Raw genomic sequence first — 11,774 nt, 5'->3', positions numbered from 1 at the left:
ATTTTCCGGAGTTAAGTTTCCATGGCCAAGATCGCCCCGCAATTGCCAATCGAAGTCGACAGCGAGACCGGTGTCTGGACCTCCGACGCTCTGCCGATGCTGTACGTGCCGCGCCATTTCTTCGTCAACAACCACATGGGCATCGAAGAAGTACTGGGCGCCGAGGCGTATGCAGAAATCCTTTACAAGGCCGGCTACAAGTCCGCCTGGCACTGGTGCGAGAAAGAAGCTGAATGCCACGGCATCGAAGGCGTCGCGGTGTTCGAGCACTACATGAATCGTCTCTCCCAGCGCGGTTGGGGGCTGTTCAAGATTCAGGACATCGATCTGGAAAAAGGCACCGCCAGCGTCAAGCTCGAGCACTCGGCCTTCGTTTACGTCTACGGCAAAGTGGGGCGCAAGGTCGATTACATGTTCACCGGCTGGTTTGCCGGCGCCATGGACCAGGTCCTGGAAGCCAGCGGCAGCAAAATCCGCACCGTGGCCGAGCAGGTTTACGGCGGATCCGAAGAAGGCCACGACGACGGCCTGTTTGTCGTCAAGCCGTTGTAAGTCGAGGTTTCCGTCATGGCTTTCGAAGCGATGTTTCAACCGATTCAGATCGGTAAATTGACCATACGCAACCGCGTATTGAGTACCGCGCACGCCGAGGTCTACGCCACCGACGGCGGCATGACCACCGACCGGTACGTGAAGTACTACGAGGAGAAAGCCAAGGGCGGCATCGGTCTGGCCATTTGCGGCGGCTCGTCCAGCGTGGCCATCGACAGCCCGCAAGGCTGGTGGAAATCGGTCAATCTGGCGACTGACAAGATCATTCCGCACTTCCAGAACCTCGCCGACGCCATGCACAAGCACGGCGCCAAGATCATGATCCAGATTACCCACATGGGCCGTCGCTCCCGTTGGGACGGCGATCATTGGCCAACGCTGCTGTCGCCTTCGGGCATCCGCGAGCCGGTACACCGTGCGACCTGCAAGACCATCGAGCCGGAAGAGATCTGGCGGGTGATCGGCAACTACGCCAGCGCGGCGGCGCGCGCCAAGGCCGGTGGCCTGGACGGCGTCGAGCTGTCGGCAGTGCATCAACACATGATCGATCAGTTCTGGAGCCCTCGGGTCAACAAGCGTACTGACGAGTGGGGCGGCAGCTTCGAAAATCGCATGCGGTTCGGCCTGGAAGTGATCAAGGCTGTGCGCAAGGAAGTCGGCCCTGACTTCTGCGTCGGCCTGCGGATATGCGGCGACGAATTTCACCCGGACGGCCTCAGCCACGAGGACATGAAGGAGATCGCCAAGTACTACGACCAGACCGGCATGATCGACTTCCTCGGTGTCGTCGGATCAGGATGTGATACCCACAACACCCTGGCCAACGTCATCCCGAACATGAGTTATCCACCGGAGCCATTTCTGCATCTGGCGGCCGGCATCAAGGAAGTGGTCAAGGCGCCTGTGCTCCACGCGCAGAACATCAAGGACCCGAATCAGGCGACGCGCATCCTCGAAGGCGGTTACGTCGACATGGTCGGCATGACACGCGCGCACATCGCCGACCCGCACCTGATCACCAAGATCAAAATGGGGCAGGTCGATCAGATTCGTCAGTGCGTGGGGGCCAACTACTGCATCGACCGCCAGTACCAGGGTTTGGACGTGCTGTGCATCCAGAACGCCGCGACGTCCCGCGAATACATGGGCGTGCCGCACATCATCGAAAAAACCACCGGCGTGAAACGCAAAGTGGTGATCGTGGGTGCGGGCCCTGCGGGGATGGAAGCGGCGCGCGTCTCGGCTGAGCGTGGTCACGACGTGACCTTGTTCGAGAAGAAAGACGCCATCGGCGGACAGATCACCACGGCGTCGAAAGCACCGCAGCGCGATCAGATCGCCGGCATCACGCGTTGGTTTCAGCTGGAGCTAACGCGCTTGAAAGTCGATCTGCGTCTGGGCACGGCGGCGGACATCGCGACCATCATGGACCTGCGTCCGGACATGGTGGTGCTGGCCGTGGGCGGTCATCCGTTCATTGAGCAGAACGAGCATTGGGGCGCCGCTGAAGGCTTGGTGGTCAGCAGCTGGGACATCCTCGACGGCAAAGTCGCGCCGGGCAAGAACGTGCTGGTCTACGACACCATTTGCGAGTTCACCGGGATGTCCACGGCGGACTTTCTGGCGGACAAAGGCTGCCAGGTCGAGATCGTCACCGATGACATCAAGCCGGGCGTGGCCATCGGTGGTACGTCGTTCCCGACTTACTACCGCAGCATGTACCCGAAGGAAGTGATCATGACCGGCGACATGATGCTGGAGAAGGTCTACCGCGAAGGGGACAAGCTGGTCGCGGTGCTGGAGAACGAATACACCGGCGCCAAAGAGGAGCGGGTGGTCGATCAGGTGGTGGTCGAGAACGGCGTTCGTCCTGACGAGGGGCTCTATTACGGGATGAAGGAAGGTTCGCGCAACAAAGGCCAGATCGACATCGACGCCCTGTTCGCGATTCAGCCGCAGCCGTCGTTGAGTCAGCCGGGTGAAGGGTATCTGCTGTTCCGTATTGGCGACTGTGTGGCTCAACGCAATACCCATGCGGCGATCTATGACGCACTCAGGCTGTGCAAGGATTTCTAGCGGCCGGCACACAACCCTGTAGGAGTGAGCTTGCTCGCGAAAGCGGCGGGTCTGTCGACATCCATGTTGAATGTCAGTCCGGCTTCGCGAGCAAGCTCACTCCTACAGGAATCGAGTAAGGCATCCCGACCTGCAAGACCCTGAGTCTTTGGGAGCTCCACATGCTAAACACCCTTCTTCCCATCCTGCTCTTCGCTGCCCTGGGCCTTGCGGTCCTTGGCGCGCTGCGGCGGGTGAGCCTGTGGCGCAACGGGCGTGCCGCTAAGGTCGATCTGCTCGGCGGGTTGCTGGCCATGCCCAAGCGCTACATGGTCGATCTGCACCACGTCGTCGCCCGGGACAAATACATCGCCAATACCCACGTGGCTACGGCGGGCGGGGCGGTTGCGTCGATCGTGCTTGCGATTCTGGTTCACGGGTTTGGCTGGCATAACCGGGTCCTCGGCTACGCGCTGTTGCTGATGTCGGCCGTGATGTTCGTGGGCGCAGTCTTCATGTACCTGCGTCGTCGCAACCCGCCGAGTCGGTTGTCGAAAGGCCCGTGGATGCGCCTGCCGAAAAGCCTGCTGGCGTTCTCGGGCTCGTTCTTTATCGTCACGTTGCCCGTCGCGGGCGTGCTGCCAGCGAACTTCGGTGGCTGGTTGCTGGCGATCATTCTTGGGATTGGCGTGCTGTGGGGCGTCTGCGAATTGTTCCTCGGCATGACTTGGGGCGGCCCCATGAAACACGCCTTCGCTGGCGCGCTGCACCTGGCCTGGCATCGCCGTCCCGGGCGTTTTGGCGGTGGCCGCTCGACGGGGCTGAAACCCCTTGATCTGATGGACAAAACCGCGCCGCTGGGCGTGGAGAAACCCAAGGACTTCACCTGGAATCAGCTGCTCGGTTTCGATGCGTGCGTGCAGTGCGGCAAGTGCGAAGCGGCGTGCCCGGCCTTCGCTGCCGGCCAGCCGCTGAACCCGAAAAAACTGATTCAGGACATGGTCGTCGGCCTGGCGGGCGGCACCGATGCAAACTTCGCCGGCAGCCCTTATCCGTCCCTCGACGGCCAAGGCAAGCCTATCGGCGAACATGGCGGCAACCCCCATCAACCCATCGTCAACGGGCTGGTCGACGCCGACACCCTGTGGTCGTGCACGACCTGCCGGGCCTGCGTGGAAGAATGCCCAATGATGATCGAGCACGTTGACGCCATCGTCGACATGCGCCGGCATCTGACCCTCGAAAAAGGCGCCACCCCCAACAAAGGCGCCGAGGTCTTGGAGAACCTCATCGCAACGGACAACCCAGGTGGCTTCGCGCCGGGCGGACGCATGAACTGGGCGGCTGACCTGAACCTTGACGCCATGAGCCACAAGAAAACCGTGGACGTGCTGTTCTGGGTCGGCGATGGCGCGTTCGACATGCGCAATCAGCGCACCTTGCGCGCCTTCGTCAAAGTGCTGAAAGCGGCCAAGGTCGACTTCGCCGTGCTGGGGCTGGAGGAACGCGACAGCGGCGATGTGGCTCGTCGTCTGGGCGATGAAGCAACGTTCCAGACGCTCGCCAGACGCAACATCCAGACGCTGGCGCAGTACGACTTCAAGCGCATCGTCACCTGCGACCCCCACAGCTTTCATGTGCTGAAAAACGAATACGGTGCGTTCGGGGGTCACTACGTCGTACAGCACCACAGCACGTATCTGGCCGAGCTGATAGTCAACGGCGCGTTGAATCTGGGTCAGCACAAAGGCGCCAGCGTCACCTATCACGATCCGTGCTACCTCGGCCGTTACAACGGCGAGTACCAGGCGCCGCGCGATGTGCTGCGTGCGCTGGGCATTGAGGTCAAGGAAATGGTCCGGTCCGGATTCCGCTCACGCTGCTGCGGCGGCGGCGGTGGCGCGCCGATCACCGACATTCCTGGCAAACAACGTATCCCGGACATGCGCATGGATGACATCCGCGAGACGGGCGCCGAGCTGGTGGCTGTGGGTTGTCCACAGTGCACCGCGATGCTTGAAGGCGTGGTCGAGCCACGGCCGATGATCAAGGACATCGCCGAGCTGGTAGCTGAAGCACTGCTTGAAGAAACCGCGCCTGCAAAACCGGCAGCGGCCCGACGTGAACTTGCGGAGGCGCATTGATGAGCGACATTATCCGCCGTGACCCACGTGCCGAATGGATCGCACGTAACCGGTTGCATCCGCTGCACGCGGCCATGCAACCGGCTCAAGCCAGCTGGATGGGGCCCAACGGTGTGCTGCGTAAAAACGTGCATGGCATCGGTTTTATCGGTCCCAACGGCGTCAAACGCATTGATCGAAGCGGTGCGCAACAGGGTGGAGCGGTCAAGCGTTCGGCATCGGTGGACGTGCAATTGCCGCTGCACCAGATTGCCGAGCCCTCTTTCTACATCGCTGTCGTTCCCGACATGGTCGGCGGCCGTCTGAGCAGCCATGACCGCGACTTGCTGGGCTTGGCCCATGGTCTGGCTGGCAACGAGGGCGCCGTCCTGGCGGTGATTTTTGGCGAGCACAAAGAGACGGCATTCGACACTGCAGGCGTCGATCGTCTGTTGATACTGGAGGGCAGCGCGTTCACTGGTTATTCCCCCGAGCAGCGTGTGCAAGGTTTGCGAGCTGTAGATAACCAGTTCGACCCCCATCACTGGTTGCTGCCCGACAGCAGAAACGGCGGGGGAGAGTTGGGACGCCGTTTTGCGGCCAGTCTGGGTGAGCGACCGTCGACACGAGTGTGGCAAGTCGCTGGTGAACGGTGCATCGGTCGTGCAGGCGCTGGTGCCGAGGATCTGTCGCGTCCCGTGTCCCGGTTGATTCTTGCTCAAGCGGAATGTGCCGAGCCCGTGAGTGAAACACGGCACGAAGCACTGCCCGTGGAGTTATCCACAGCTGTTGCACGCAGCTTGCCGCGCATCGAGGACCTCGGTGCCGTGGCGGTCGATCCTGCACTTATCCCCATGTCCGAAGCTGAGTTCATATTTTCGGGTGGCAACGGGATCAAGGATTGGTCATTGTTTCACCGTACCGCCGTCGCGCTGGGCGCCACCGAAGGCGCATCCCGAGTGGCCGTTGACGATGGCTTCATGACCCGGGATCGTCAGGTCGGTGCGTCCGGTACCTGGGTCACCGCCCGGGTATACGTGGCGGTCGGGATCTCCGGTGCGATCCAGCATCTACAGGGCATTGGCGCCTGCGACAAGGTGGTGGCCATCAATCTCGACCCCACCTGCGACATGATCAAGCGCGCCGATCTGTCAGTGATCGGCGAGAGCTCTGCCATTCTCGAAGCGCTGATTAAGGCGGTCGACGCCTACCGGAACGGGGAGAAGCGCGATGCAGCCTGAAATGGGTGTCTCTGTGGATAAAGGTGCGCTGCACGTGATCAGCCTCGTCTCCGTTGGCGCGCACCCGACGTCAGGACGGCCGCGTCGGGCTGAGCAGGATGCCCGTGCCGTAGAGCTGGGTTTGCAACTGGCTGGGGATAACTTGCACGTACTGCACGCGGGTGACGCCGAAGAACCTGCATTACGTGGCTACCTGGGCATGGGCGTGGACGAGCTTCACGTGCTGGCTCAGCCGCCAGGCGCGGACTCGGTGCCAGGGCTTACGGATTACATTCGCGAGTCGGGCGTGCAGTTGGTGCTGACCGGTAGCCAGGCCGAGACGGGCGAAGGGTCCGGCATGCTTCCGTATTTGCTGGCTGAAAGGCTCGGCTGGCCGCTGGTGGTGGGCTTGGCGGAGGTCGAGTCCATGAGCAACGGCAGCGCTCAGGTGCTGCAGGCGCTCCCCCGAGGTCAGCGCCGCCGGTTGAAAGTCCGGTTGCCATTTCTGGCGACTGTGGATAACTCGGCACCCAAACCCCGGCAAAGCGCTTACGGCCCGGCGCAGCGCGGTTTGCTGGATGTGGAAGAGATTGAAGTAGTCATCGACGAAGTGTTCACTGGGGCTGAGTTAACGCCCGCCAAGCCACGGCCAAAGCGCCTGAAGGTCATAAAAGCCAAGAGCGGCGCTGATCGCATGAAGGCCGCAACGGCGAAAGCGAGCGGAGGCGGTGGGCAGGTGCTCAAAGGGGTGACTGCTCAGGAGGGGGCTGCGGCGATTTTGAAATTGTTGGTGGAAGAGGGGGTGGTTCGTTGAACACCGAAAGGCGTCACAATGGCGCCTTTCGGTGTTCACGACTGAGGCGTATCGGGCTGCATTTTTCGACTTCTGGAATCTGCATCTACAATCACAACGTCGAAAACCTGCTCAATGACCTGACGTGGTCCCTGTTTCAAACTCCATGCAAAGAAAACGAGGCACCCAACAAGTAAAGTGAACAAGCCCGAGCCAACGAGGCTCTGCGCAGCCCCCTTCCAGAACCCTGGCCGCGCCATGCGGATGTCGTTGGCGGCTCTTGAAGAGTAAAACGCTGCCAACTCTTCCGTTTCGGTGCTCAGTGAGGACTCCAGGAAGTTTGTCGCCAGCCGGGTCGCTTGGGTTCGATAGGCTTCAATTTGCGAGCTGCTGTTGCTGATGTCGTGGAACGCGACCAGATCGCAATCTAGCAGATCAGTACCGTTTTTCTCTTTGAACGCGTGGATATACTCGATTTTTTCCCGTTTATACACCGAGTACGCCAGTTGGCCGAGTACGTCGTCCTCATCGTTCACTAACTCGCTGAAGATGTAGTTGTAGCGCTCTTCGATCATGTGAAATCACTCCTGCCGGAGCCTGCGGGAGGCCGATCGGAATGCTTCCCTGATTTCTTCCGTAGTCTTAGGTTTAAAGCTGATAATGCCCAATAATTCTTTGGGCAGAGCGAACGAGGCTCCTTGCTTACGTTTGGATAGCCTGTTGTTCGCCTCGATGACGACTTTGCGTGAGAACGGTGTCCAGTGGTGCATGAGTGTGCTCCTTGCCGCCGGTTGATTTGCGCTGAGTGTACCGAGCCGTCCGGGGCTTTGATGTCAGACGCTTCCCAAACGTACCGGCCCAAACGTCCATGTGCATATACCCACAATCGCTGTTGACCCGCCTGTGGATAAACTGTTCGGACATTGCTACAGACCTTGTTTTCTATGGCTTTCAAGCAGGTGGTCAATTTTTGATCGCTCTATCCCGCGGATTCTTATAGGTTTTTTCCACACGCCAGGCCTCGCGGTCCTTGTTCTTACCCACATTCTCTGTGTGCGGGCGTGTGGATAAGATGTTTGTGATCCGCTGTAGCCCCTGTATTCCGTGGCCTCTGGAGCGGAGGTCAAATTTTAACCAATAACAGCTCTAGCGCGTCTGTTTGCGTCTCTGACCGTTATTATCACGCCCATTGCACGCTTTTCCACAGCGATGGGGAGACTTACGCACATAGGCTGTTGGTGGTTCTGTGGATAACATGTTCGCGGTCAGGGTTAGGCCCCTGAATCAGGCGGTTTGAACGATATGCTCAAAAAATGATCAACGGCTCGCGCTGAATAACGACGAAGCGGGACTGAATCGCGCCAATACCTCCAAATGTTCAAACCCGAGGCTTTGTAAATTTCCTCAATCGGCACGGAGGTAAGGAGCCTCGCCGTTCGGTTCAGCAAACTCGTATCTACGCCAGCGCCTGTGCAACGACCCCGTCGTTTTGCAATTCGCTCCAGGGGCCGTCTGCAATGACCTCGCCGTTTTTCAACACAATCACACGATCGAAACGGGACAGCGCAGTCATGTCGTGGGTAGCGCACACCAGCCCCCTTTTATGGAAGTGCTCGAACAGAGTGCTCCACACACCCTGGGCGGTCTCCTGATCCAGAGCCGATGTTGGCTCGTCGAACAAGTTGAAATCTCCAGGGCGATTTATCAGCCGGAGCAGTGAAAGTCGCTTTGCTTCGCCTCCGGAAATGTTTACTGCGCCTTCAGCTATTGATCGGTAGGCGGCCAGGTGTGCCACGCCAAGATCGTCAAGGATTCGGGGGAGGTGGTCTGACATGGGTTGATCAAAGAGCACAGAGTGTTTGAATGTGCCTTCAAGAAACACTGGGTCTTGAGGACAGTAGCGAACCCGATCCAGATAAGTCTGAATGTCGCACCCTCGTAATGTCCTGCCATTTATGGAAAGGGCGTGCCGGAGTGTTTTCAGCGTTCCGGCCATCGTGTCTAAAAGCGTGCTTTTGCCGGCACCACTGGGCCCGATGATCGCAACGGATTGGTCAGGCGTGAAATGCAGCTTACAGTTCGTTACCTGAGCAACTGCGACCAATTCCAGTCTTGATAAAGGTTCAGGTAAAGGTTCTTGCGGTAACTCTACAAGATCCTCCAGTGACAAGATTTGCAGAAGCCTCTGTCTGTCTACCGAAAATTGATCCAGTGCCCGATAGGCCTCTGCCAAAGCGCTGCAATTACTGAGAAACATGCCCGCCAGCGAAAATACGGCGACCAGCTCCCCAACAGACAAGCGTGGAGATAGGGAAGCCTGGTCACTGACGCCCCAAGCAAGCAGCCCGGCCGTGGACAGCCCGATGTACAAAACTTTGATCGAACTGAGAACAGCGCCGGTACTTGCCACTCGTGTTGCCGCGTGTGCGTACTCTGTGTAGCTCTGGCGAAGCGGTTTCATGGCGAGGCCGCAAGCCTGCTCGAGCTTCAGGATTTTGCCTGCCTGCAGGGTTTCGAATAGCTTGGACGACACCCTGTCCTCTTCATCATTGACGGCAACCAGATAAGGACGCCGCCAGCAGATCAGCTGGTGGTAGAGCAAGATGTAGCCGACAGAAACACCCAGCAGGGTGGTGAACATCAGTGCGCCGCCCAAGTAGGCAAAGATGATCGCGATCAAAGCCAGTTCAATCAGCAGCGGGAACCCTGATGTGATGAAAAAAATCAGAAACTTCTCGTGGGCAGTTATTCCTCGTTCCACGGATTTGATGAGGCCGCCAATCCGAAGGGAGGAAAATTGCTCAAACTCCTTGCCCAGTATTTTTTCGGACCATTCGGTAGAGAGATCTGCCAGAGTTGTCTGCACGAGCTTCACCAGTTGATAAGTCTGAAGCGGGTGCAACACGGACTGCAGCAGCACAGCGCCACAAAGAACAACCAGTAAATCGCTGAGGGTAAGTGAAGTGACATCTTCTACGACAGAGAGGTTATCAATAATCTTTCCCAGCAATAGGGCTGGCGCTAGAGTGGACAGCTTCAATAGAACGGTAAGTGCGGTGGCGCTTATGAACAGTCTTTTCCTGGCCCTCAGTGTCTCGGTGATAAAATCGATCATCCGCATAGGTACCTCAGGGAGCACACTGTCGATGAGCGCTTAAAAAGCCCCATCATTTGCTACGAGTGCTGTACTGATAACAGGCGTTGATCGTCATTCACATCGATTGCTGAGGTGAAACTTCTGTTCTTCCTGTAGGCCGCTTCAGTGATGTCGTAGGTCGGTCTGAATAACTCTATGATTTAACTCAGGTTTTTTTGTAGGAGGCAGTGGCTGATAAGTCGAAAAAGCTGCGAACGACCTCCTGTGCCTTTATTCAAAACTTCCGCACAGACACCCAAAACGCAGCGCGGGCAAGCGCGCTCCTACAGCTCGAATGTCTGTAGAAGTGCGGTTGCCCGCGAAGGTGTCAGCTCAAACCCGCCAGGTAAGAACCTACTCGTGATTTACCGCCACCCCCTTCAGATAAGAAGCAGGCTCGGCGCCCATGTTTTCCAGCAATTTGGCGCTGTACCAGTCGATGAAGTTCACCACGCCGAACTCGTACGTTTTCGAATACGGCCCCGGCTGGTAAGCGACGGAGTTGATCCCGCGCTGGTTTTCTTCGGCCAGACGGCGGTCCTGGTCGTTGGTGGCGTCCCAGACTTCACGCAGGCGAGCGACATCGTAGTCCACGCCCTCGACAGCATCCTTGTGGACGAGCCACTTGGTGGTGACCAGGGTTTCCTGTGCGCTGACCGGCCACACGGTGAACACAATCACGTGGTCGCCCATGCAGTGGTTCCACGAGTGGGGAAGGTGCAGGATGCGCATCGAGCCCAGGTCAGGGTTCTGGATGCGCCCCATTAGCTTTTTGCTGCCTTGCTTGCCATCCATCGTCATCGAAACAGTGCCTTTGAGCAGCGGCATGCGCACGATGCGGTTGCGCAGGCCAAAGCTGGCGTGGGCGAACGGGATTTTTTCGGCCTCCCAGGCGGCGGCGGAGGCTGCAACGTGGTCCTTGAAGGCCTGGTCGGCGCGCGGGTCGGTGACGTCGTCCCACTCCAGCAAGGTGTTTAGCAGTTCGGGGTGCGACGCATTGCAGTGGTAGCACTCGCGGTTGTTCTCCAGCACCAGCTTCCAGTTGGCTTTTTCGACCAGGGTGGTTTGCACCGCCACCTTGGTGTTCTCCATATCGTACGGCTCCATGTAGTGATTCAGCGTCTGCAGAAACGCGTCGATGGCGGGAGGGTTGCTGGCCATGCTGATGAAAATGTAACCGCCCGCCACTTTGCAGTGCACAGGCTTGAGGCCGAACGCCTTCATGTCGAAGTCCGCACCCATCTCGGTGCCCGCGTACAGCAGGCGACCGTCGAGTTCGTACGTCCACTGGTGGTATGGACAAACCAGCTTGGCGACCTTGCCTTTTTCCTTGGTGCACAGGCGAGAACCGCGGTGGCGGCAGACGTTGTGGAACGCATTGATCGAGCCGTCCGGTCCGCGCACGACCAGGATCGGGTTCTTGCCGATCTGCAGGGTGAGGAAGTTACCTTTGGCCGGCACTTCACAGCTCATGCCTGCGATCAGCCACTCTTTCTGAAAGATTTCCTGCATGTCGATTTCAAACAGCCGCTCATCGCTGTAGAAAGGCTGCGGCAGCGAGTAAGTGCGCTCGCGGGTGTGCAGCATCTCGGCAGTCGCCTTGCGCGCAGGTTCCAGCGGATCGCCCAAGCTCAGAGTTGCGGTGACGTCCATCTTTCAAGTCCTCAGGCCGCGCTTTGCGCAGTCTACGAATGTGGCTGATACGGTGGGTGTGTAGCGAAGCGCGCGAGGCGGCAGTGATTTCTGACGCCCAGGCCGATGGATAAAGAATCTGTAATGAATTGATGGCGAGTGTGGAGCCGGGCGCGACCTGAACCTTATCCATGGGCGACATGGCCGAATCCGTTTCCGACGGCCCGGCCCCTATAGACCGGGGCTGGTCGCCATAAGTATGT

General features: G+C 58.8%; 9 protein-coding genes. 5 read left to right on the top strand and 4 right to left on the bottom strand.

What is annotated here, in order from left to right:
- Positions 1-21: 21 nt before the first annotated feature.
- The 5 genes from SLW75_RS19930 (at position 22) to SLW75_RS19910 (ending at position 6,764) form a co-directional block, all read left to right on the top strand.
- A complete protein-coding gene (locus tag SLW75_RS19930) occupies positions 22-552 on the top strand; it encodes a 4-vinyl reductase (RefSeq protein ID WP_065991251.1) in 531 nt (176 codons plus the stop codon).
- A gap of 15 nt (positions 553-567) precedes the next feature.
- Positions 568-2,628 (top strand): dimethylglycine demethylation protein DgcA, encoded by a 2,061-nt coding sequence (gene dgcA / locus SLW75_RS19925; protein ID WP_410935253.1) that lies wholly within the window; start codon positions 568-570, stop codon positions 2,626-2,628.
- A 161-nt stretch (positions 2,629-2,789) separates the two neighbouring features.
- On the top strand, positions 2,790-4,751 hold the full coding sequence (dgcB, locus tag SLW75_RS19920; RefSeq protein ID WP_410935252.1) for a dimethylglycine demethylation protein DgcB: 1,962 nt from the start codon (positions 2,790-2,792) through the stop codon (positions 4,749-4,751).
- Entirely contained in the window at positions 4,751-5,971 is a 1,221-nt protein-coding gene (locus SLW75_RS19915) for an electron transfer flavoprotein subunit alpha/FixB family protein (RefSeq protein ID WP_410935251.1), read from the top strand. The genes dgcB and SLW75_RS19915 overlap by 1 nt, the downstream gene beginning before the upstream one ends.
- A complete protein-coding gene (locus SLW75_RS19910; RefSeq protein WP_410930430.1) occupies positions 5,961-6,764 on the top strand; it encodes an electron transfer flavoprotein subunit beta in 804 nt (267 codons plus the stop codon). Before SLW75_RS19915 ends, SLW75_RS19910 begins: the two co-directional genes overlap by 11 nt.
- A 35-nt stretch (positions 6,765-6,799) precedes the next feature.
- Here the strand turns inward: SLW75_RS19910 and SLW75_RS19905 are convergent, their stop codons facing one another.
- From SLW75_RS19905 to gbcA, 4 genes are all read right to left on the bottom strand, one after another.
- On the bottom strand, positions 6,800-7,318 hold the full coding sequence (locus SLW75_RS19905) for a hypothetical protein (protein ID WP_410935250.1): 519 nt from the start codon (positions 7,316-7,318) through the stop codon (positions 6,800-6,802).
- A gap of 6 nt (positions 7,319-7,324) precedes the next feature.
- Positions 7,325-7,513: a hypothetical protein gene (locus SLW75_RS19900; RefSeq protein WP_065991257.1), complete on the bottom strand. Its 189-nt coding sequence runs from the start codon at positions 7,511-7,513 to the stop codon at positions 7,325-7,327.
- A gap of 686 nt (positions 7,514-8,199) precedes the next feature.
- Positions 8,200-9,858: an ATP-binding cassette domain-containing protein gene (locus SLW75_RS19895; RefSeq protein ID WP_410935249.1), complete on the bottom strand. Its 1,659-nt coding sequence runs from the start codon at positions 9,856-9,858 to the stop codon at positions 8,200-8,202.
- 375 nt (positions 9,859-10,233) lie between these two features.
- The gene (gbcA, locus tag SLW75_RS19890) at positions 10,234-11,532 is read right to left on the bottom strand and encodes a glycine-betaine demethylase subunit GbcA (RefSeq protein ID WP_410930432.1); all 1,299 of its coding nucleotides are present in this window, start codon (positions 11,530-11,532) and stop codon (positions 10,234-10,236) included.
- Positions 11,533-11,774 lie beyond the last annotated feature (242 nt).

The organism is Pseudomonas sp. W5-01, from assembly GCF_046540435.1.
GTDB classification, from domain to species: domain Bacteria; phylum Pseudomonadota; class Gammaproteobacteria; order Pseudomonadales; family Pseudomonadaceae; genus Aquipseudomonas; species Aquipseudomonas graminis_B.
The sequence above is the reverse complement of the archived record's forward strand: the minus strand, read 5'-3'. Positions and strand labels throughout refer to the sequence as shown.

What these genes read in the sequence shown, in the direction of transcription:
- SLW75_RS19895 (WP_410935249.1), bottom strand. Translation starts at nt 9,858, where the DNA reads ATGATCGATTTTATCACCGAGACACTGAGGGCCAGGAAAAGACTGTTC.
- SLW75_RS19915 (WP_410935251.1), top strand. Translation starts at nt 4,751, where the DNA reads ATGAGCGACATTATCCGCCGTGACCCACGTGCCGAATGGATCGCACGT.
- SLW75_RS19905 (WP_410935250.1), bottom strand. Translation starts at nt 7,318, where the DNA reads ATGATCGAAGAGCGCTACAACTACATCTTCAGCGAGTTAGTGAACGAT.
- dgcA (WP_410935253.1), top strand. Translation starts at nt 568, where the DNA reads ATGGCTTTCGAAGCGATGTTTCAACCGATTCAGATCGGTAAATTGACC.
- SLW75_RS19910 (WP_410930430.1), top strand. Translation starts at nt 5,961, where the DNA reads ATGCAGCCTGAAATGGGTGTCTCTGTGGATAAAGGTGCGCTGCACGTG.
- gbcA (WP_410930432.1), bottom strand. Translation starts at nt 11,532, where the DNA reads ATGGACGTCACCGCAACTCTGAGCTTGGGCGATCCGCTGGAACCTGCG.
- SLW75_RS19930 (WP_065991251.1), top strand. Translation starts at nt 22, where the DNA reads ATGGCCAAGATCGCCCCGCAATTGCCAATCGAAGTCGACAGCGAGACC.
- SLW75_RS19900 (WP_065991257.1), bottom strand. Translation starts at nt 7,513, where the DNA reads ATGCACCACTGGACACCGTTCTCACGCAAAGTCGTCATCGAGGCGAAC.
- dgcB (WP_410935252.1), top strand. Translation starts at nt 2,790, where the DNA reads ATGCTAAACACCCTTCTTCCCATCCTGCTCTTCGCTGCCCTGGGCCTT.